The organism is Mesorhizobium sp. B2-3-13, from assembly GCF_006442195.1.
GTDB lineage: Bacteria > Pseudomonadota > Alphaproteobacteria > Rhizobiales > Rhizobiaceae > Mesorhizobium > Mesorhizobium salmacidum.
The window spans coordinates 1-20404 of sequence record NZ_VFVQ01000014.1 but is presented as its reverse complement, the minus strand read 5'-3'; the positions used below and the strand labels follow the sequence as shown (position 1 = coordinate 20404).

At 63.7% G+C, this 20404-nt stretch carries 19 protein-coding genes and 1 pseudogene; 7 read left to right on the top strand and 13 right to left on the bottom strand.

The features are described 5' to 3' along the window. Positions 1-68: 68 nt before the first annotated feature. The 6 genes from FJ941_RS17695 to FJ941_RS17670 form a co-directional block, all read right to left on the bottom strand. Positions 69-1559 (bottom strand): hypothetical protein, encoded by a 1491-nt coding sequence (locus FJ941_RS17695; protein WP_140507539.1) that lies wholly within the window; start codon positions 1557-1559, stop codon positions 69-71. Positions 1560-1622: 63 nt separating this feature from the next. Then, positions 1623-2651: a glycosyltransferase family 2 protein gene (locus tag FJ941_RS17690; protein ID WP_140507537.1), complete on the bottom strand. Its 1029-nt coding sequence runs from the start codon at positions 2649-2651 to the stop codon at positions 1623-1625. Between the two features lie 120 nt (positions 2652-2771). After that, positions 2772-4202: a HAMP domain-containing sensor histidine kinase gene (locus tag FJ941_RS17685; RefSeq protein WP_140507535.1), complete on the bottom strand. Its 1431-nt coding sequence runs from the start codon at positions 4200-4202 to the stop codon at positions 2772-2774. After that, positions 4199-4873, bottom strand: a complete 675-nt coding sequence (locus FJ941_RS17680; RefSeq protein ID WP_140507534.1) for a response regulator transcription factor — start codon at positions 4871-4873, stop codon at positions 4199-4201. The genes FJ941_RS17685 and FJ941_RS17680 overlap by 4 nt, the downstream gene beginning before the upstream one ends. 46 nt (positions 4874-4919) lie before the next feature. Next, entirely contained in the window at positions 4920-5306 is a 387-nt protein-coding gene (locus FJ941_RS17675) for a hypothetical protein (RefSeq protein WP_140507532.1), read from the bottom strand. Between the two features lie 190 nt (positions 5307-5496). After that, entirely contained in the window at positions 5497-6114 is a 618-nt protein-coding gene (locus FJ941_RS17670; RefSeq protein WP_140507530.1) for an outer membrane protein, read from the bottom strand. A gap of 437 nt (positions 6115-6551) precedes the next feature. Between FJ941_RS17670 and FJ941_RS17665 the strand changes: the two genes are divergently transcribed. Then, positions 6552-6815 carry a DUF6460 domain-containing protein gene (locus FJ941_RS17665; protein WP_027145674.1) on the top strand — a complete coding sequence of 88 codons (264 nt, stop codon included), beginning with the start codon at positions 6552-6554 and terminating at the stop codon, positions 6813-6815. Positions 6816-6818: 3 nt separating this feature from the next. On the opposite strand, the gene FJ941_RS17660 is transcribed toward FJ941_RS17665, so the two are convergent. Then, positions 6819-7721 carry a histone deacetylase gene (locus tag FJ941_RS17660; RefSeq protein WP_140507528.1) on the bottom strand — a complete coding sequence of 301 codons (903 nt, stop codon included), beginning with the start codon at positions 7719-7721 and terminating at the stop codon, positions 6819-6821. A 130-nt stretch (positions 7722-7851) separates the two neighbouring features. On the opposite strand from FJ941_RS17660, the gene FJ941_RS17655 reads away from it, so the two are divergent. Next, on the top strand, positions 7852-9192 hold the full coding sequence (locus FJ941_RS17655) for an MATE family efflux transporter (protein ID WP_140507526.1): 1341 nt from the start codon (positions 7852-7854) through the stop codon (positions 9190-9192). Here FJ941_RS17655 and FJ941_RS17650 read toward each other — a convergent pair. After that, positions 9185-10264 (bottom strand): quinone-dependent dihydroorotate dehydrogenase, encoded by a 1080-nt coding sequence (locus tag FJ941_RS17650; RefSeq protein WP_140507525.1) that lies wholly within the window; start codon positions 10262-10264, stop codon positions 9185-9187. The two genes, FJ941_RS17655 and FJ941_RS17650, sit on opposite strands and share 8 nt — an antisense overlap. Then, a complete protein-coding gene (locus FJ941_RS17645) occupies positions 10261-10611 on the bottom strand; it encodes a DUF952 domain-containing protein (protein ID WP_140507523.1) in 351 nt (116 codons plus the stop codon). Before FJ941_RS17645 ends, FJ941_RS17650 begins: the two co-directional genes overlap by 4 nt. A gap of 106 nt (positions 10612-10717) precedes the next feature. On the opposite strand from FJ941_RS17645, the gene FJ941_RS17640 reads away from it, so the two are divergent. Both FJ941_RS17640 and FJ941_RS17635 read left to right on the top strand, forming a co-directional pair. Continuing rightward, positions 10718-11152 (top strand): hypothetical protein, encoded by a 435-nt coding sequence (locus tag FJ941_RS17640; RefSeq protein ID WP_140507521.1) that lies wholly within the window; start codon positions 10718-10720, stop codon positions 11150-11152. A 123-nt stretch (positions 11153-11275) separates the two neighbouring features. After that, entirely contained in the window at positions 11276-11935 is a 660-nt protein-coding gene (locus tag FJ941_RS17635) for a response regulator transcription factor (protein WP_140507520.1), read from the top strand. Between the two features lie 23 nt (positions 11936-11958). Here FJ941_RS17635 and FJ941_RS17630 read toward each other — a convergent pair whose 3' ends face one another. Then, positions 11959-13266: an MFS transporter gene (locus FJ941_RS17630; RefSeq protein ID WP_246673866.1), complete on the bottom strand. Its 1308-nt coding sequence runs from the start codon at positions 13264-13266 to the stop codon at positions 11959-11961. 117 nt (positions 13267-13383) lie between these two features. Then, positions 13384-14037 (bottom strand): O-methyltransferase, encoded by a 654-nt coding sequence (locus FJ941_RS17625; RefSeq protein ID WP_140507518.1) that lies wholly within the window; start codon positions 14035-14037, stop codon positions 13384-13386. A 94-nt stretch (positions 14038-14131) separates the two neighbouring features. Between FJ941_RS17625 and FJ941_RS17620 the strand changes: the two genes are divergently transcribed. After that, complete coding sequence (locus FJ941_RS17620) at positions 14132-14767, top strand: TetR family transcriptional regulator (protein WP_140507734.1); 636 nt, start codon at positions 14132-14134, stop codon at positions 14765-14767. Positions 14768-14783: 16 nt separating this feature from the next. Here the strand turns inward: FJ941_RS17620 and FJ941_RS17615 are convergent, their stop codons facing one another. Further along, a complete protein-coding gene (locus FJ941_RS17615) occupies positions 14784-18293 on the bottom strand; it encodes a PAS domain-containing hybrid sensor histidine kinase/response regulator (RefSeq protein ID WP_140507516.1) in 3510 nt (1169 codons plus the stop codon). A gap of 249 nt (positions 18294-18542) precedes the next feature. On the opposite strand from FJ941_RS17615, the gene mscL reads away from it, so the two are divergent. Together mscL and FJ941_RS17605 are read left to right on the top strand one after the other, a co-directional pair. Next, the gene (gene mscL, locus FJ941_RS17610) at positions 18543-18965 is read left to right on the top strand and encodes a large conductance mechanosensitive channel protein MscL (protein WP_027145683.1); all 423 of its coding nucleotides are present in this window, start codon (positions 18543-18545) and stop codon (positions 18963-18965) included. Between the two features lie 109 nt (positions 18966-19074). After that, the gene (locus FJ941_RS17605) at positions 19075-20241 is read left to right on the top strand and encodes a pyridoxal phosphate-dependent aminotransferase (protein ID WP_140507515.1); all 1167 of its coding nucleotides are present in this window, start codon (positions 19075-19077) and stop codon (positions 20239-20241) included. A gap of 13 nt (positions 20242-20254) precedes the next feature. Here FJ941_RS17605 and FJ941_RS29460 read toward each other — a convergent pair. Further along, positions 20255-20404: pseudogene (locus tag FJ941_RS29460) on the bottom strand (5-aminolevulinate synthase); the annotation flags it as partial.

Genomic DNA, 20404 nt, shown 5'->3' with positions numbered 1-20404 from the left:
AACATCCGTGTCAAGGCGAATAGCAGGCCTTCGAACGCTGGCCACGCCGGTTTTGTGGGATCGGTGATTCAGTTGCTGGGCAGGTAGATTACGGCATAATCGTCCGCGTAGGCCCGCTTCCAGCCCAGTTCATTGAAGAAGGGGATTCGGGTGTCATCGGCCGTGAGCAATGCCCAGCCGATGGCGTATTTCTTCAACTGGGCCTCGAGCTGCGGCTTTCCGTCGCTGTGCCCCGTTGCATCATCCGTTTTCGTGAATCCGCCAAGGAACAACTGGTCCGTCCTGCCGTCGATATAAGTCTTGATGTCGTGGAAAATCAGCGTGCCGCCGAAATTGTAGGAATTCAGCACATTGCCGGACAGGTGGTGATCCCGCGCGAAAGCAAGGGCGCGGCTGGCTGATGTCGCCGGGCTCGGCGCGACCTGGTAGGCACTGCCGAGGATCGAGACCGCACCGACCAGCAAGACAGCCATCGCGCCGCAGATAGCATAGAACCGGCTGGCGAAGAGTTTTTCCAGCCCGTCGCGCTTCTCCGCCAGCCAGGCCGTGGTCGAGAGCGAAGGATATTGCTGTGCGATCTCGACCGCGATGACCAACGGAATCAGCAGGAAGGGCAGATATACAAATCGCAGATGGGCGAGATAGACATGCAAGGTGAAGACGATGAACAACGCCTTGGCCCAGCCGATCCGCGGCCTTGACACCAACAGCCCGAAAATCGCCAACAACATCGCCGCTTCCTGGAAGAGTTGCTCCTGGGCATTGAACGGGTTCCATTCCAGGATGAGTGGAACAGCCTCATTGCCATAGGCCACGGTGAGCGTGGCCAGAATGGCTTTCACGCCATAGGGATGCAGCAGGCTGACCAACGGACAGAGCAGGCCGAAAACGACCCATTTTACCAGGAGGGAGGGTTTAGACAGACCCGCGCGCGCCAGCAGATCGAGCCCGGCAAAGGCCGCGATGATGAAGCTCAGGGTAAACGTGGCATGCAGGTTCGCCCACAATACGACTATCACGAGCAGCCACGGCGGTGGGGCTCTCTCTTCTCGCGCGGCACGAAACAGCATTGCCGTCCAGACGACGATGATCGGCAAGGTGAAGACATGGGGGCGCGCGGTATAGATCGGGCCGATCAGGAGGGCCGCGGCGAGGGCAAGCGCTATCGCCAATATCGGCTTCAGCCATGCGCTGAGGAACCATCCCATCAGGAAGACCGTCAGGCCGATCGTGGCGATGATCAGTGTGACGACGCCATTCCAGCCACCCGCGCGGTAGGCAAGGGCCAGCAAGACTTGCCCCAGCCATTCCTTGGCGATCCAGGGCTGGCCGGTAAAAGTGTGGGAATAGGGGTCGACGGTTGGAAATGTCCGGTTTTCCAGGAAATCCAGCCCGACCTTCACTTGCCACCAATTGTCGGGATCCTGCAGGATCGCGCCGGCAAAGGCCGTGAGCAGATAGGCCACGGCGCAAGCGCAGAAAAGGCAGAATATCAGCCTGATGCGTTGCGCGTCCCCGAGCGACGGCGTGGCGGTCGCGATAGCGGCGGCCTGGTTCACGTCAAGGCTCCGGGCGAGCACATCCTGCCCATGCCGTTCCGTTGCATCCGGTCGACCTTCGCCTCAGCCACGCGCGGCCCTTTTCGCCATCTCCTGGAGGCGGTGGACAGGCAAATCCTGGCCTTCAGCCGCTGTCTTGCTTCGTGAGACGATCTCGTTGACGAAATAGAGCGGCCGCCGCTTCGTTTCCATGTACATACGGCCGAGATATTCGCCGAAGATGCCCAGCACCAGAAGCTGGACGCTGCCCAGGATAAGCATGATCGCGGCAAGGCTCGTCCAGCCGGGCAGAACATTGCCGACAGACCATTCCAACAGCGTATAGCCAAGCACGACCAGACCGAGCAGCCCGAACATCATTCCCAGCAGCGAGGCAAAGCGCAAAGGCACGATCGAAAAGCTGGTCATCGCGTCGACCGCCAGAAGAACCATTTTCTTCAGCGGGTAGTGGGTGGTGCCGGCAAAGCGCCGTTGCCGTTCATAAGGGAAGGCGACCTGCCTCAGCCCGATCCAGCTCACCATGCCGCGAATGAACCTGTAGCGTTCGGGCATTGCAACCAGATGGTCGAGCGCACGGCGGCTCATCAACCGGAAATCTCCGGAATCCGACGCGATCTCGACATCGACCATCCTGCCGAGCAGACGGTAGAACATCGAAGCGGAAGCCAGCTTGAACCAGCTCTCGCCCTCCCGTTTCACCCTTTGGCCGTAGACGACGTCGAAGCCTTCATCCATCTTCGCCATCATCGCACCCAGCAGTTCGGGCGGATCCTGGAGATCGGCGTCGAGAATGAGAATGCGCTGGCCGCGGCAGAATTCCAGCCCCGCGCTCAAGGCGATCTGGTGGCCGTAATTGCGTGCAAGATCGATGGCCACCACATGGTCGTCCCTCTCGGCCAGTTCGAAAATGGCCTCGCGGGTGCCGTCGGTCGCCCCGTCGATGACGAACACGACCTCGTAGGGGAGGCCTTGCTCGTGGCATACCGCGCTGACGCGTCGATGAAGCTCCGCCACGCCGTCGCGTTCATTGTAGCAAGGCACGACGACCGACAATATGGGTGCGCGGTGCGCGCCGATTTTTCCCGTTCCCACCAAAGCCTGGCTCCCGCTTTGGAAATGGCTATAGCGGCAATTGGTTAGAAAACAGATAAGTCAGGGATCGGCGCGGCTACTGGCTGGCCGCCGCCACGCGTTTTGCGTCAACGGCCTCGGTCACGACCGAACCGGCAGTTCCATGCGGATGCGGGCACCGCGCCATGAGCCCGCCAGGATCCGGATCGTTCCCTCGTGCAGCAGCGCGATCTGTCGGGCGAGGTTCAGCCCCAACCCCGCCCCGCGCGACTGCGGCTGCAGGCGATAGAAGGGCTCGAAGACATTCTCGCGCTCTTCCACGGGAATGCCCGGACCTTCGTCGCGCACTTCGATGCCACCCGTCCTATCGATCGCAATCGTGATGGTACCGCCGCCGCCCCCATGCTCGATGGCGTTGCGGACGAGGTTGGCGAGCGCCCGCTCGATCTGCAGCACGTTGACTTCGACGCGTGTCTTGTCGGGCGAAGGCTCGAAGGCAAGGTCGTAGCCGGCCTCGATGGCGAGCGGCGCGAAGTCGGCCGCCACCCGGCTGACGAGATCGTCGAGATCGACGATCTCGCGCTGGTCGGATGGGCGGTCGAGCAATTGGTGGTCGAGCAGTTGTTGTGCGAGGTGCGACAGGCGCTCGATATCATGCAGCAGCCGCGTGCTTTGCGGCTCCTGCCGCAGCAACTCGGCGCGTGTGCGCAGGATGGCGATCGGCGTGCGCAATTCGTGCGCCGCGTCGGTGAGGAAACGGTCGTGTCGGTCGTATCCCTGCGCGAGGCGGGCCAAAGCCTCGTTGAAAGCATGCACCAGCGGCGCGATTTCCTGCGGCACGTGTTTGACCGGCAACTGCATCGCGCGGGTGCCGATATCGATGCGGGCAGCCTGGCGGACGGTTTCGACAAGGCCGGCAAAGGAGCGGCGGACCACGGCCGGCGTCGTCACCAGCGTGGTGGCGCCCATGACGAGGATGATGGGCAGCAGCAGGATCGCGATGACGAGCGCAAGCGCCGGCAGAGCGCGCTCCCAATTCCTGCTGCCGTCCGGATAGCGGGCGACCTCCACCGTGGCCGAAATGTTGATCTCGAGCCCGTCGGTCTCCTGGCGCGACGACTGCGTCGCGGCAATGATCTGTACCGCGCCGGCTTTGGTCGAAGCGTTCTCGATATAGGCTTCCGGCCGCATGTCCTTGTCGGAGAATCCGATCGTGGCGTGGTCTGCTTGGCCGAGCAGGCCACCGATCTCTTTGGTGTAGACATCCGGTATCGTGCCGGAACGGACGCTCTGCCCGCTGTCGTCGCGCACGATGTACCAGACATTGGGGAAGCTCTGGCGAAACGCGGCGAGGTCTTCCGTTTCACGGACAATCAGCCTGCCGTCCTTGTCACGGTCGACGGCGTCCTTGACGGCCGCGACGGCAGCCTCGTTGTCGATAAGCAGCCTCGGATTGGCGATCCAAAGGGCTGCCGCGCACAGCACGATGAAGAGGAGCAGCGTCGCCGCCTGCAGCAGGATCAGCCGGCGGACCAGGATCCATTGCAGCGAGCGCGCGCGCACCTTCTTCACGAGGCTGCCCGCAGGAGATAGCCAAGATTGCGGATCGCTCGTATCTCGATGCCGGCGGCGACATCGTCGAGTTTGCGGCGCAGCCGCGAGACATGCGCGTCGAGCGCATTCGAGCCGATCTCGTCGTCCAGGGCGTAGACGGCCTCCTCGAGAGCGCTGCGCATGATGGTCCGGCCCGGCCGGCGGATGAGTGTTTCAAGCACCAGCCTTTCACGCCGCGGCAAATCGAGCGCCTGATCCTCGATCAGCGCCTCGCGATGGCGGAAATCATAGGTGAGGCGACCGACCATCGTCTGGTTGGCGCGCGAAGTGAACGAGCGGCGGTGCAGGGCGTGGAGCCGCGCGACGAGTTCCACCGTGGCGAAAGGCTTGACCATGTAATCGTCGGCGCCGGCATCGAGCCCGGCAACCCGGTCCTCCAACCCGCTCATCGCCGTCAGCGCGATCACCGGCACATCCAGATGCAAGGCGCGCAGGCGAGGGATCAGGCTAAGACCGTCGCCATCTGGCAGCCGGCGATCCAGCACCACGGCGTCGTGATGGCCCAGACGGGCCACCGCCTCCGCGTCGGCTAGGGTCGCGGCGTGGTCGACGATGATGTCCAGGCGCTCCAGGGCGGCCTTCAGCACGGAGGCCATTTCCGGTTCGTCCTCGATCAGCAGGACGCGCATTGGCGTTCTCCTTCACGCGCCGCCGCAGGATTTGCGGCGCGGCGGTTCATTCGCATTCCAGCTTTGGCCGGCGGAAATTGGTGATGAACCAGCGGCCGCCGGAAGCTCGGGCATAAAAAGTGTAGAAGCATTCCTGACGCTCGATATAGCCGGGCGTTTCGGTCTCTTCATAGACAGTTCCGTGTTTTGTTTGGCGGACCTCGCCACTCGATGTCCCGGAAACCGCTGACGTAGATATCTTGCGCCACTGGTAGGCGCGCTCTCCCTGGCCGAGGTCGACGATCGCCGTTGGCGGACCGTAATCCAGAACGACCGATTCGACCGGTTGTCCGACATAGTTCTTCATGATGTCGGAGGCGCAGCCCGCCAACGCGACTGCGATCGCAATGAACAATAGCTTGGACGACGGTCGGCTGGGGTGATGCGTGGACATTGCTGATTCCCATGGTGACAATTCACGCAGGGGACCTAGGTTGCGAAGATTACATCGACATTGCGAAAGCATGGAATGTTCCTTGCCTCGAGCGGACGTCCGTGTCCGGCATCGACGCATCAACAACAAGATCGCGCGATGCCGTTGCGGCCATCGCGCCATTAAGGTCGGCCACTTGCTGTTCTGGTATCTAGAACCGGTAGTTGAGGCCAGCTTTCAGCTCATGACTGCCGATCGTCTCCTTGGACCTCCCAAGGGCCGATGTCGTTTCAACGCCGGGGGTGCGGACATAGTCGTACTCGACCTTGGCCGACAGGCCGCCGGCGAAGCCCTGCTCGATGCCGGCGCCGACGAGGTAGCCGACCTTCCATCCGTCGCTGCTCCTCACGCCGTCGCCCTTGTCGAACCTGGTCATGGCGACGCCACCGGTTCCGAACAGCAACGTCTGGTCGAAGCTCACGCCGGCCTTCGCCTTGGCCGCGCCGCGCCATTTTTCCTTGATCTTGCCGCCCCGGACATCGTGTTCGGCGCCGCCCAGATAGGAACCTTCGATCTCGGCGCCGAGGACCGCCGGGCCCATCTGCTGGTTGTAGCCGGCCTGGACGCCGCCGCTGAAGCCGTTTCGACCGGCGAACGGGTTCGGCATACCCGTGAACGCCGTGCCGCCATGGACGCCGACATAGGCGCCGCTCCACTGGAAGGCGGGGGGATCGTTGTAAGCAGGCGAGAGGTCGGCGGCCATCGCCGGCCCGAGAAGGCACATGGCGAGGGCACTCGCCGTCAGGATGATCTTTGCTTGAGGGGACACTGCATTACTCCAACACAACGCGCATCCGACACCCGATACGCTGGTTAATTGCTGAGGACCCTGGCCGTTGAGGCGGTAGGCTCCGATCGGTGTCTTTCAGGGATGGCTGCGCGGTTCTGGGGACCGGCTTTCGCCGGCTGTGGTAGGGGGCAGAGCGCCGCGCGGTCCGTCACCTGAAAGACGCCTGGTATCTCGCAAGTGAAAATTGCACGCACATTGCGCAAAATTTGAAAATGACGATTTTGTGCTTTATTTTCAATAAATTAAAGTGAAATTGTTTACCGATATTTAAGACTTGCGGGCTTTCGATGGCGCTCGATATCTGGCTGCGGCTTATCAGTTTCCCCGTACAGACCGTGCTGGCTTGATGGATGGCCGCCAAGCACGTATCTCTGGGCCGTGCCCATGAGTCCGGGCATCTCAATCGGGAGACGGCTTTGTCCGCACTGACGCGCTTTCTCGGCGACTCGCCGCTCAGGGTTGTCCTGAAGCTGCTGGTGGTATCCTTTCTCGTCGGCCTGGTCATGAACGCCTTCGGCTGGTCGCCCATGGATGTGTTCTACGGCATCCGGAAATTCTTCATCGATCTCTGGAATCTCGGCTTCCACGCCATCGACCGCTTCCTCGGCTATATCCTGCTTGGCGCCGCGATCGTCGTGCCGGCCTTCATCCTGCTCAGGATCGCCAACTACCGGAAGTGACGTTCAGGCGAAGCCCGAAGCGGCCTCGAACAGGATGGCGTGGCGCGCGGCAAGTGCCGGCACATCGGTGGAGTAGCCGCCGCCGATGACACCGCAGACAGGAATGCCGAGCGCCCGAAAATGGCCGATGACCATCTCGTCGCGGGCGCGCAGCCCATTGTCGGAAAGCGCCAGCCTGCCGAGCCGGTCCCCGGCATGGACGTCGACGCCTGCATTGTAGAAGACGATGTCCCAATGGGCGCGGGTGGAGAGCTCCGGCAGGATGGTATCAAGCCTTTCGACATAAGCGGCGTCGCCCGTGCCGTCGGGCAGTGCGACGTCGAGGTCCGAGGCGATCTTGCGTGTGGGGTAGTTGCGCTCGCCATGCATGGAGAAGGTGAACACGCGTGGCTCATCGCCTAGAATATCCGCCGTGCCGTCGCCCTGATGCACGTCGAGATCGACGACCAGGACCTTCTGCACCGCACCCTCTTCCAGCAGAACCAGTGAGGCGACGGCGACGTCGTTGAAGGTGCAGAAGCCGGCGCCTTGCGCGCGTCGCGCATGATGGCTGCCGCCGGCGGTGTTGCAGGCAATGCCGTGACGCAAGGCAAGCCGGGCTGCCAGCACCGTGCCGCCGGTGGCAAGCTGCGCGCGCAGCGAGACGCGGGGGCCGACCGGAAAGCCGATCTCGCGTTCGATTTTTTCCGGCACGGAGCAGGAGACGACCTGGTCGACATAGGTGGCCGCATGGGCAAGCTTCAGCCACGGCGCCGGCGCGGGTTCGGCTGTGTTGAGCGCGCCGGGTCCGGCCAGGCCGCGTGCGCGCAAGGCCTCCATCAGCAGCGGATACTTGCTCATCGGAAAGCGATGGTTGGTCGCGAAGCCGGCGTCGTAGTCGGGGTGATGGACGATCTGCAGGGGCATGAGAGTGGTCCGCCGGCTTCGCGCCAGACCGGGATTTCGGTTGGCCGTCGCAGGAAGAATGATTGCGCGGTGGACGGAAAATGCGGCACATCGGCTCTCCGATCAAGCCGCAATCAGCAAGGCAGGATCCTTGGACAAGGGTGCAATCCTAACCGACGCCAGAGCCTTTTCCGTCACCAACCGCTCGGTGCTTGCCATCGCCGTGCCGATGACGCTCGCCTATCTGACGACGCCGCTGCTCGGCCTGGTCGATACGGCCGTTGTCGGCCAGTTCGGCGATGCCGCCTTGCTTGGCGGCCTGGCGGCCGGCGCACTGGCTTTCGACGTCGTTTTCACCACCTTCAATTTTCTGCGTTCGGGCACGACCGGCCTGGTCGCCCAGGCTTTCGGGCGTGGAGACGCCCTCGAGGAACAGGCGGTGTTCTGGCGCGCCGTGCTGATCGCGGTCGTTGCCGGCGTCGTGCTGGCGGCGCTTTCGCCGCTCATCGCCGTCGGCGGCCAGTGGTTCATGGATGCCGGACCACGCGTCAGCGAGGCGATGGCCGTTTATATCAGGATCAGGCTGCTCGCCGCTCCGTTCTCGCTGATCAACTACGCCGTCCTCGGTTACGTGCTGGGGCGCGGCGAGGGCGGGCTCGGGCTTGTCCTGCAACTGGTGCTCAATGGCATCAACATCGCGCTCTGCTTCCTGCTCGGCCTTGAACTTGGCTGGGGCGTTTCCGGCGTTGCCTGGGCAACCGTCACAGGCGAATTCCTCGCCATGCTGCTTGGTCTCGCGATCGTGGTGCGCCGGTTCCGATCCAGCCCGCCCTTGCCTCGCCACCGCCTGCTCGACATGAGCGCCTTCCTGCGCATGCTGTCGCTCAACCGCGACATCATGATCCGTTCGTTCTCGCTGCTCGCCGCCTTCGCGCTGTTCACCCGCCAAGGCGCGCAGTTCGGAACGGTGACGCTCGCCGCCAATGCGGTGCTGATGAATTTCTTCCTCGTCGCCGGCTATTTCCTCGACGGTTTCGCCACCGCTGCCGAGCAACTCGCCGGCCGCGCCGTCGGCGCGCGTGCCGAGCAGCCCTTCAGGCAGGCGGTGCGGCTGACCCTGCTCTGGGGCCTTGGTCTGGCCGGTGCCGCGACGCTGGTGCTGCTCGTGGCCGGCACCAACCTGGTCGCCGTCGTGACGACGTCGCAGGATGTCCGCGCCGTAGCCGATACCTACCTGCCCTGGGCGGCGTTCACCGCGCTGAGCGGCGTCCTTGCCTTCCAGATGGACGGGGTCTTCATCGGCGCGACATGGTCGCGCGACATGCGCAACATGATGCTCCTGTCATTCCTCGTCTTTGCCGCCGCGCTGATCACGCTGGCGCCCGCCTTCGGCAATCACGGCCTGTGGGCGGCCTTGCACGTCTTCTTGCTGGTGCGGGGATTGAGCCTGCTGACGATCTTGCGGCTGCGGATGCAAACCGCATTCAGCTGAGCGGCTTCGACGCCCATCGGTCGAGATGGCTGTCGCGCAGCTCGCGCATCGAGCCGAGTTTCTCTGTCTCGGCAAAGCGGGCCATCCCCGCGACGATCCGGCCCGGCAGCGCCGGCCCGGCATAGATCATGGCGGTGTAGAGCTGCACCAGATCCGCGCCGGCGCGGACCTTTTCCAGCGCCGTCTCCGCTGAATCGACACCGCCGACACCGATGATGGCCATTTCGGGCCCGAGCAGCTTGCGCATCTTGGCCAGCACGATGGTCGAGCGCTCGAACAGTGGTTTTCCCGAAAGCCCGCCTGTCTCCCGCGCAGCGTCGCCGCTACGCAGCGCCGGGCGGGAAATGGTGGTGTTGGAGACGATGACGCCGTCGATCCACTTTTCCATGACTTCGGCGGCGATATCCTCCAACTCGGCCTCGACCAGGTCTGGGGCGATCTTGAGAAAGATCGGCGGCTGCGCGATTGCCGCGGCACGCGCGGCCATGACGCGCCACAGGAGCTCGCCGAGCTGTTCGCGCGCCTGCATGGTGCGCAGGCCAGGCGTGTTGGGTGAGGAAATGTTGACGGTGAGATAGCTGGCGTGGGGCGCGAAGCGGGCGACGCCGCGTTCATAGTCGCCGGCGCGGTCGGCGCTGTCCTTGTTCGCGCCGATGTTGACGCCGACGATGCCGCCGCGCTCCTTGCGCGCGGCAAGGCGTTTTTCGGCCGTCGCGTGGCCTTCATTGTTGAAGCCCAGCCGGTTGATGACGGCTTCATCCGATATCAGCCGGAAGATGCGTGGCTTCGGGTTGCCGGATTGCGGCAGGGGCGTGATGGTACCGACCTCGGCGAAGCCGAAACCGAGGCCAAGCAGCGCATCGGGTACTTCGGCGTTCTTGTCGTAGCCAGCCGCCATGCCAAGTGGGTTCGGGAAATCGAGACCGCAAAGGCTGACCTTCAGCTTTGTATCGCGTACCGTCCGCGCGCCAACCGGCAGGCCGCAGCGCAGCGCCGCGATCGACAGGCCGTGCGCGGTTTCCGGATCAAAGCTGAACAGCAGCTTCTGGCCGATCCGGTCGAGCACGCTCATTGGCCCTCCAGGGGTGGGAATTGGTGAGTACCGTCGGCACCGAGCGGCAGCGGCTTGATCCACAGCACGGCTTTCAGGTCGAGCACGCCGTAGAGATGCGGAAACAGCGCGCCGCCGCGCGAGACTTCGTATTTCAGCGCATCGCCCAGGCCGATCCCGTCGATGGCGACCAGCAGAAGGTCGGTCTGGCCGGAAAAATGCTTTGCCGCGGTTTCCGCAACCTGCGCTGCCGTCGAAAAATGGATGAAGCCGTCGGCGACGTCGATTGGCGCTCCGGTGAAGCGGCCATTGGCTTCGGCCTCGCGCCAAAGCGCTTGCGGAGTTATCTTGTAGATAATCTGTGACATGGTTGCGCTATAGTCCGAACCAGTCGCGCGGGGAAGGCCACGCCAAGGGTCTTCCCCATTTCCGGCGCAAACATGCGATATTTCAGGCTTGGCCATGGAGGACAACATGCGTCTGCAGCACATCTTGATCCCCGCCGCGCTCGTCTCACTGGTCGCGGCCTCAGCTTATTCGGAAGAAGCCGACCGCTACCGGCTGGAAAAGTCTGATAACGGCTATGTCCGCATGGATACGCAGACCGGCGCGATGTCGATCTGCGAGGAGCATTCGGGCCAGCTCGTCTGCAAGATGGCGGCCGATGAACGCGCCGCTTACCAGGATGAGGTCGATCGCCTGCAGACCTCGATGAAGGCGATGGACGAGCGTGTCACCAAGCTGGAGAATTCGCTCTCCGCCCGCCTCGAATCGAAACTGCCGAGCGAGGAGGATTTCAACACGACGATGAGCTATATGGAGCGCTTCCTGAAGAGCTTCATGGGCATCGTCAAGGATATGGACAAGGACAGCGGCGGCGGCGCCCAGCTCAACTCGCAGAAGACCTGAGCGCTAGTGACGAGGGAATACGCGGCGCGCTGGCTTTGCCGCTTGAAAACAGCGCGCGGCCCCTCATAATCGTCCGACTGATCCCGCAAAAAGCAGTAAATCGGGGATTCGGGGAGGGACATCTTGCCGTCAGGCTATACTTTCGTCATCGCCGACGACCACCCGCTGTTTCGCGGCGCCCTGCGCGAGGCGCTTGCCGGCATCGGCAATGTCACCGCCATTCATGAGGCGGGCGATTTCGAAAGCGCCAAGGCGCTGGTCGTTGCCAATGAAGATGTCGATCTCGTGCTGCTGGACCTGTCGATGCCTGGCGCCAGCGGCCTCTCCGGCCTGATCTCCCTGCGCGGCATCCATCCGGCGGTGCCGCTGGTCGTGGTGTCGGCGCATGATGATCCAGCGACCATCCGGCGCGCTCTCGATCTCGGCGCCTCCGGTTTCATCTCCAAGTCGGCCAGCATGGAGGAAATCCGCGGCGCCGTGCAGTCGGTGCTTGCCGGCGATATCGCGGCACCCGTCGGCGTCGATCTCGGTGTCGAACGCGATCCCGAAATATCGGACCTGATCAAACGGCTGCAGGCGTTGACCCCGCAGCAGACCCGCGTGCTCGGCATGCTGGCTGAAGGCCTGCTCAACAAGCAGATCGCTTATGAGCTCGGCGTTTCCGAGGCGACGATCAAGGCGCATGTCTCCGCCATATTGCAAAAACTCGGCGTCGACAGCCGCACCCAGGCGGTGATCCTGCTGTCCAAGATCGGCAGCGACCCGCTGCAGTCGGCGGGCTGAGTGCCGGCTGCAGCGGGTCGCGACTATTCGGTTGCCGGACTTGGCGACCATGGTACCGGCAACTCCGGTGGATTGACCGCTTCCGGCCTGGCGCTCGGGTTCGATTTGGATTCGTTTGAAGGCCGCCGTGCGCGGCCGATCGCGGCGCCAAGACCGAGCGAGGCGATTGCCACCAGCGGAATGCCGGCGATCCAGGGCAGGCGCGGCGCCAGTGCGTAGAGCGCCGTGCCGATGGACGGGCCGAGCGAATCCTTGAGGTCGACCGCCACCGACGACGCCGCCATGTAGGAAGCCCGTCGTGCCTGAGGCGCCAGCGCATTGACGGCGGTCGGTACCAGCGGGCCGACCAGCATCTGGGCGATCGAGCACAGGCTGACCGCGCCGATCAGCGCCAACATTGCAGGCGAGGCGGCCAACAGGGCGAAGGCGAGTATCGTTGCCAGGCCGGCACCGACCGTCAGCCACAAGGCGGACCGTGCCTCGACCATACGGCTTACCAGCATCTGCAGGCCGACCGTCAGGGCGGCCGCGTAGGCGAACAGCGCGCCGACGCCGGATGGTGTCAGCGTGCCGGCGTCATGCGCATAGAGCGGGATAACCGCCTCGATCCAGTTGCCGGCGACCTCGAACAGGACGACCCAGAGCAGGAGCTTCGCCAACCGGCCGTCGCGGAACGCCGGCAGCAGCGCGGACAAGCCTTCTTCCTCTTCGTACTCTTCATCGCCGTCGCCGGTGGCGCGGCCGGCGCGGCCGGCGCTGATCGTCTCTTCCAGGGCCAGCAGCATCACGATTCCGCCCAGCATAAGCATCGTGCCGCCGGCGAGAAACACGCAGCGCAGTGACATAAGCGCAAGCAAGGCACCACAGGCCGGCCCGAGTATCTGTCCCGCGCTCGAACTCACCCGTGCCATGCTGAACCAGCGCGGATGCGCGGATGGCTCTGTCACATCGGCGATCGCGGTCAGTATTGTCGGGTGAAGCACCGATTCGCAGATGCCGGTCAAAAGCAGCACGAGCGCGGTGGCGACGACGCCGTGTACGAAGAACAGGGCCAGAAAGCCGGCCCCGACGCCGAGCGACGAGGCAATCAGCACCGGCCGCCGGCCGATGCGGTCGGCGATGCCGCCGATGAGCGGCGCCGCCAGCAGCTCGCCGCCGGCATAGCAGCCGAACAGCAGGCCGATCGCGCCGACAGGGATGCCGGCTTCGCTGCTTGCCCAGAGTGGAAAGAAAGGCACCAGCGCGCCATCGGCGAAACCGGCGCAGAAGAACAGAAAAAGTCCAAGCGTCGCCGGGCGCGGCAGCCTGCGCCAGGAGGGAATTGTGGTCATGATGATGTCACCTACGCGTCGGAGGCCTGAAGGGCCGGATTGCGCGTTGTCTGACGTTAACGCCTACGGCCGCTCGAGGAGCAGCAGCTGATCTGATCGTCGTCTATGCCGGAGTGTTCAGCCGAGCCGCATCGACAACTCCACCTTGTCGCCGAACGGCGTCGACATGTAGCCTTCCGCCGGCGAGCGCATGCGCTCGAGATAGTCCGGGGCGAAATCGGCGTTGTCGGCAATGACCAAAGCGCCGGGCCTCAACCGGCTCTCGACCAAACCGAGAATCTCCGGATAGAGCGCCTTGGCGCCGTCGAGCAGCAGCAGGTCGATCGTCTCGGGCAAGTCGGCGCTCAGCGTCTCCAGCGCGTCACCCTCGCGGATTTCGACCAGGTCGATGAGGCCGCCTTCCCTGAGATTGGCCTTGGCCCGCATCACCTTGGAACTCTCGAACTCGGTCGTGATCAGACGGCCGCCGCCATTGTCCCGCAGCGCGGCGGCGAGGTAGAGCGTCGAGATGCCGAACGAGGTGCCGAATTCGACGATGATGCGCGCGCCCGTGCTGCGCGCCAGCATGTAGAGCAATGTGCCGGTTTCCGGCGAAACCGCGAGCCAGAGATCCTTTATGCTGCCATAGAACTCGCGATATTCGGTCTTGCTGTTGAGCAGGCGGGCCCGTTCTTCATGCGAATATCGCGCCATGGCCGGGCTTGTCGCGGCATTGGCTTCGAACAGGCGCGCGAGCAGGGGAGCCAGCGGGGTTCCGGTGAGCGTGGTCATGGCAGTTCTCCAGTCGGAAATGCATGCGTCGTTGTGTTGTCTCGAAAATACGAATAATCCTTCAGGTTTCCAATTCGCATTCCCGGGTGCCGCCATGATCCAACGCCCAACCCCTTCAGTTTCCACCCGAAAACAGCCTAAGCAGGCGCGCGCCACGGAACTCGTCGCGGCGATTTTAGAGGCTGCTGTTCAGGTTCTGGCGAGTGAAGGCGCACGGCGTTTCACCACCACGCGCGTGGCCGAAAAGGCCGGCGTCAGCGTCGGCTCGCTCTACCAGTACTTCCCCAACAAGACGGCTCTGCTGTTCCGGCTACAGAGCGATGAATGGCGGCAGACGACGGAGCTCTTGTGCGGCATCCTGGAGAACGCCGAAAGTCCGCCGCTTGAGCGGACGCGCACCCTGGTGCACGCCTTCATCCGTTCGGAATGCGAGGAGGCAGCGGTGCGCGGGGCCCTGAACGATGCCGCTCCGCTCTACCGGGACGCGCCTGAGGCCGACGAATCGAGGGCCGTGGCCAATCGCGCGGTCCAGTCGTTCATCCGCGAGACGCTGCCCGATGCGCCCGATGCCGTATGCGTCATGGCCGGCGACCTGATCCGAACGACGCTGAGCTCGGTGGGGGCGGAGTTTTCGGAAAAGCCGCGAACGTCGGCGGAAATCGAAGCCTATTCCGACGCCCTCGCCGACATGGTCTGCGCCTATCTCAAATGCCTGGGGCACCAGGCCTGATCCAGGCGCTTAGACGTCACTCCGCCGCCCGTACCATCGGCCTGAACCTGGCCATCATCGAACGCAGGACCGCCGGCTTCAACGGCTTGTTGATCATCGGGATATCGAGGCCTGCCGCGGCTGCTCGCACCTCGTTGGAGCGGTCGGCCGTGACCAGCACGGCCGGCAGGTCGTCACCATGCGTCGCCCGCAGCCGGATGATAATGTCGAGACCGGTTTCGCGGTCGAGATGGTAGTCGGCAAGCACGATGTCCGGACGTTGGACCGCGACCCTGTCGAGATCCCCCGAGCCGGTCACCGTGGCGACGTTGCAGCCCCAGCCTTCGAGCAGCAGCCGCATGCCTTCGAGGATACGGATGTCATTGTCGATGCACAGCACATACAGCCCGGACAGCGAAGCCGCCGCGCGGGCCGGCGCCCTGGTCTCGACCTCGCGTCGCGGCTCCTGCGCGGCCGCCACCGGCAGGATGACGGAAAAGCGCGTGCCCTTGCCAGGGTTGGAGAAGATGCGGATCTCGAGCCGCAACACCCTGGCGATGCGGTCGACGATTGAGAGGCCGAGACCAAGACCTTCGGCTTCGCGTGCGCCTTCGTCCAGCCGGGTGAACTCGTGGAAAACAGTGTTGAGTTTGTCACCTGCGATGCCGATACCGGTATCGATCACCTGGATCTCGGCCAGATCGCCACGGCGCCGCACACCGACAAGGATGCGGCCCTGGCGGGTGTATTTGATGGCGTTGGAGACAAGATTCTGGATCAGGCGGCGCAACAGGTTACGGTCCGTCATCACCGTCAGCGACGACGGCATGATCGTCAGGCCAAGCTTTTTCTCCGCGGCCAGTGGCCGAAAATCATTACCGATCTGGCGCAGCAGGCCATCCAGGTTGAAGGCGGTGTCGTCAGGTTTCATGGCGCCGGCATCGAGGCGCGAGATGTCAAGCACGGCGCCGAGAATGGTCTCGACCGATTCCAGCGAGGATTCGATGTTGATGGCCGCCTTGCCTGCTGGACCCTTGCCGGCCTTCTCGATCAGCGAAGAACAATAGAGCCGGGCGGCATTCAAAGGTTGCAGGATGTCGTGACCGGCGGCGGCAAGGAAGCGTGTCTTGCCGAGATTGGCCTCCTCGGCGAGCATCTGTGCCTGTGCCAGTTCCTCGTTGACCCGGGTCAATTCCTCGTTGACCCTGGTCAGTTCGACGGTGCGGGTCTTGACGCGCTGCTCCAGCGATTCATTGGCGCGCTTCAACGCCAGGTCCTGCTCGACGCGCCCCGAGATGTCGGCATAGGTGGCGACGATGCCGCCGTCGGGCATCGGGTTGGAGCGCAGTTCCACGATGCGGCCGCTGGTCTTCAACTCCATCTGCCACGGGCTGACGAAGCTGGTCAGCCGGTTGAGCATCGTCACGCGCTGGTCGGCGGGAATGTCGCCGCGCTCGGTCAGATGGCGAAGGATCTGGTCGAGCGAAACGCCGACCTGGCCCATCTCGTCGGGCAGGTCGAACAGCGCCCGGTACTGGCGGTTCCAGCAGATCAGCCGGAAATCGCGGTCGAAAACGGTGATGCCTTGTTCCATCTGGTCGAGCGCGATCTGCAGCAGGTCGCGGTTGTGCTGCAGCGCTTCCGTGGCGTCGTCGAGCAGGCGGAAGGCGTCGCGGGATTCTCGGTCGTGGCGGCGAAACAGCAGCGACAGGATCAGACGCGCCGAGGAAGAGCCGACGGCGCTTGCCAACAGCTGCTCGGAAAAGCGGATGACGTCCATGCTGGCCTGCTCGTTGCCGTGCAGCGAGGTGCCGTTGCTCTTCTCGAAGGATTGAAAGGACCGCTCGGTGCGTTCGACACCGAGATAACGTGCGATCGTATCCTTGAGGTCGTTGACGGTGATGGCGGTGCGGAAGCGGCGCAGGCTCGGCATCGGGCCGGCTTCGCGCGGCACGAAGATCGATGCCTGGATGCGCTCCAGTGGCACCGACGCGCGCGACAGCGACCCGAAGACGAAGAACAGCGCGTTGACCGACAGGCTCCACAGCACGCCGTGGTTCAGCGGTTCGGCGACGGTGCCGAACAGTGCCTGCGGCCGCAACGCCTCGAAGCCGAACAGTCCATGCACGATGATGCCGGCATCTTGCGCGACGAGCGACGGCACCAGCAGCGTGTAGCCCCAGACCAGGATGCCGGCGACCATGCCGAGTGCCGCGCCCCGGCCGTTGGCGCCGCGCCAGATCAATCCGCCGATCAGGGCCGGCGCGAATTGCCCGATCGCCGCGAAGGACATCAGGCCGATCGACGACAGCCGGGCGCTGTTGGTGCTCTCGCGATAGTAGAGAAAGGCGATGAACAGAAGGATGAAGATCGCTCCACGCCGCACATTGAGGATAAGCGTCGACCAATCCTCGTTCTCGGAGGTGGTCGTGCGCAACAGCCGGCGCACGAACAGCGGGATGATCAGGTCGTTGGAGATCATGATCGACAGCGCCACGCTCTCGACGATGACCATGGCGGTTGCCGCCGACAGGCCGCCGATGAAGGCGGCCATGGCCAGGAAATCATGGCCGCTGAACAGCGGCAGCGACAGCACATAGAGGTCGCTGCTCGTCCTTGTGCCGACCAGCGTCAGGCCGGCAAAGGCGATCGGCAGCACGAACAGGTTGATCGCCACCAGGTAGAGCGGGAACACCCATGTCGCGGTGCGCAGTTCGGCCTCGCTGCGGTTCTCGACGATGGTGACGTAGAACTGCCGCGGCAGGAGGATGATGGCGAAACCGCTCAGACATGTCAGCACCAGCCAGGTGGCGAGCGACGTCGAATAGCCCATTGCCTGCCGTACCTGGCCATTCTCGGCCAGCCGGTCGAACATGTCGCCGGGGCCGCCGAAGATCAGGAAGATGACCATCAGGCCGATGGCCAGGAAGGCGGCAAGCTTGACCACGGTCTCGACCGCCACCGCCAGCACCAGCCCGTCCTGGTGTTCGGTGGCGTCGGCATGGCGTGTGCCGAACAGGACCGCGAACAGGGCAAGCAGCATGGCGACGACCAGCGAGATGTCGCTGACGAAGGGATCGAACGAGGGCGGCGAGCCCGTATAGTGCTCGACCATCAGGCTGACCGAGCCGGAGATCGCCTTCAATTGCAGCGCGATATAGGGCACGGCGCCGATCGTGGCGATCAGCGTGGCGATCGCGGCCACGGTGAAACTCTTGCCGTAACGCGCGCCGAGAAAGTCGGCGACCGAGGTGATCTTCTCGGTCTTGGCCAGCCGCACGATGCGGTTGAGCAAGGGAAAGCCGAACACGAACACCAGCACCGGGCCGGTATAGATGCCGAGGAATTCGAGGCCGCGTTCGGAGGAAAGGCCGACAGAGCCGAAGAAGGTCCAGGACGTGCAGTAAATGGCAAGGCTGAGCGCATAGATGAAGGGCCGCGCCCGACCGGGGCCTGACAAGGCCGAGCGGCGGTCGCCCAGGCTGGCGATGGCGAACAGCAGCGTCACATAGGCGATCGCGATGATGACGATGAACAAGCCCTGCACGCCGGCAAGATCCTCCCTGTGCCGATTTTCACCTGGCCGGGTCAGACGCAATCACAGCTTGGGCGCCAAGTCCATCGCGGCTTTCGGCGCATGCGGGCGATGATTTCCGGCGGCTGCCCCAAGGTAAGGAGAAAGCGGTTGTTTTCTTTTTTAGCCGATGGTGCAACCCAAGGTTTTTGTTATGGTGTCGTCGGGTCGGTGCCGCGGGGATGGGACGGCTGCGCGACCCGCCATGACAAGGAGGGTCGAATGCTGAAAGAATTCCAGGAATTCATTTCCAAGGGCAACGTGATGGACTTGGCCGTCGGCGTCATCATCGGCGCTGCCTTCGGCAAGATTGTCGATTCGCTGGTCAACGACATCATCATGCCGATCGTCGGAGCCATCTTCGGCGGGTTGGACTTCAACAATTACTTCTTTGGGCTTTCCTCGGCCGTCAACGCCACCTCATTGGCGGACGCCAAAAAGCAAGGCGCCGTTTTTGCCTATGGCAGCTTCATCACCGTGGTGCTGAACTTCCTCATCCTCGCCTTCATCATCTTCCTCATGGTCAAGGCCGTGAACAACATGCGCAGGCGCCTGGAAAAGGAAAAGCCCGCCGCAGCGGCAGCTCCTCCGCCGGCCGATGTACAGCTTTTGACCGAAATCCGCGATCTGCTGGCCAGGCGGTAGACGGATAGAGTTCTTCTGGACCAAAACCCCGGTCGTTCGCGGCCGGGGTTTTCTGTTTTCGTATCTGGTAAGCAGCGCTTACGAACGCCCGAGACAACGGACCTGCCCAATGACCCTGATCCAGACCCTGCGCCCCGAGGCCCTGGCCGCACCTGAAAGTGGTATCGTCGCCGTCGTCAACTACGGCAGATTGCGCGAAGGCCTGATCCCGCTCTGGGCCGGCGAGGGCGACCTGCCGACGCCTGCCTTCATTACCGATGCCGCGTCGAAGGCGCTGGCCGGCGGCGAGACGTTCTACACCTGGCAGAGGGGCATCCCCGATCTCAGGCAAGCGCTGGCCCGCTACTATTCCAGGCATTTCGCCAAGACCTTCCCCGAGGAGCAATTCATCGTCACCGGCTCAGGCATGCATGCCATCCAGCTGGCGCTCGATGCGCTTGCGGGAGCTGGCGACGAAGTGATCTACCTGTCGCCCGCCTGGCCGAATTTCGACGCCGCCGCCGCGATCGCGGGTGCCGTGCCGGTGCCGGTCACGCTCGACCATTCCGGAAATGGCTGGTCCTGCGACGTCGAGAAGATCGCGGCGGCGGTCACGCCGCGCACGAAGGCGCTGTTCATCAACACGCCGTCCAATCCGACCGGCTGGACCGCCGACCATGAGACCCTGCGGGCGATCCTCGATCTCGCCCGCGCCAGGGGTCTGTGGATCATCGCCGACGAGATCTATTCGCTGTTCCACTATGGTCATGGCCGCGCGCCATCCTTCCTCGACATCGCGGAGGCGGAAGACCGCATCCTGTTCGTCAACAGTTTTTCCAAGAACTGGGCCATGACCGGCTGGCGCGTCGGCTGGATCAAGACCCATCCAAGCCTGCAGCAGGTGTTCGAAAACCTGATCCAGTATTCGAACTCGGGTGTCGCCCAGTTCATGCAGCGCGGCGCGGTCGCGGCGCTCGACGAGGGCGATGCCTTCGTCGCCGAACAGGTGGAGCGGGCGAGGAAAGCCCGCGACCTGGTCTGCGGCATTCTCGGCGAAACCGGCAAGGCGCGCTTCACCGTGCCGCAGGGCGCCTTCTACCTGTTCTTCACCGTCGATGGCATCACGGATTCGCGGGCAGCCGCTTTCGAAATCGTCGACAGGGCCAATGTCGGCCTGGCGCCCGGCACCGCCTTCGGCCCCGGTGGCGAAGCGTTCCTGCGGCTGTGCTTCCACCGCCGCCTCGATCAGCTCGAGGAAGCGGCAAACCGGCTGGCTAGCTGGATGAACACTGTTTGAACAGGTGGCGGCCTTAGCCGCCTGACTTCGGCACCAGAAGCGGAATAATGCGGTCACTTTTCGCGACGGCTGGCCGTCCCGCAGACCCGTAAGGAATGCCGAGCGCGTCCCATGTCTCGACCAGCGCGTCCTGCAGTTCGGCGATCAGCGCGTCGGAATGGAA

Bases quoted from the DNA above. Each gene is read 5' to 3' on its own strand.
- mscL (WP_027145683.1), top strand. From the start codon at position 18,543: ATGCTGAAAGAATTCCAGGAATTCATTTCCAAGGGCAACGTGATGGAC.
- FJ941_RS17645 (WP_140507523.1), bottom strand. From the start codon at position 10,611: ATGTCACAGATTATCTACAAGATAACTCCGCAAGCGCTTTGGCGCGAG.
- FJ941_RS17625 (WP_140507518.1), bottom strand. From the start codon at position 14,037: ATGACCACGCTCACCGGAACCCCGCTGGCTCCCCTGCTCGCGCGCCTG.
- FJ941_RS17660 (WP_140507528.1), bottom strand. From the start codon at position 7,721: ATGCCCCTGCAGATCGTCCATCACCCCGACTACGACGCCGGCTTCGCG.
- FJ941_RS17680 (WP_140507534.1), bottom strand. From the start codon at position 4,873: ATGCGCGTCCTGCTGATCGAGGACGAACCGGAAATGGCCTCCGTGCTG.
- FJ941_RS17605 (WP_140507515.1), top strand. From the start codon at position 19,075: ATGACCCTGATCCAGACCCTGCGCCCCGAGGCCCTGGCCGCACCTGAA.
- FJ941_RS17630 (WP_246673866.1), bottom strand. From the start codon at position 13,266: ATGACCACAATTCCCTCCTGGCGCAGGCTGCCGCGCCCGGCGACGCTT.
- FJ941_RS17650 (WP_140507525.1), bottom strand. From the start codon at position 10,264: ATGAGCGTGCTCGACCGGATCGGCCAGAAGCTGCTGTTCAGCTTTGAT.
- FJ941_RS17620 (WP_140507734.1), top strand. From the start codon at position 14,132: ATGATCCAACGCCCAACCCCTTCAGTTTCCACCCGAAAACAGCCTAAG.
- FJ941_RS17640 (WP_140507521.1), top strand. From the start codon at position 10,718: ATGCGTCTGCAGCACATCTTGATCCCCGCCGCGCTCGTCTCACTGGTC.
- FJ941_RS17675 (WP_140507532.1), bottom strand. From the start codon at position 5,306: ATGTCCACGCATCACCCCAGCCGACCGTCGTCCAAGCTATTGTTCATT.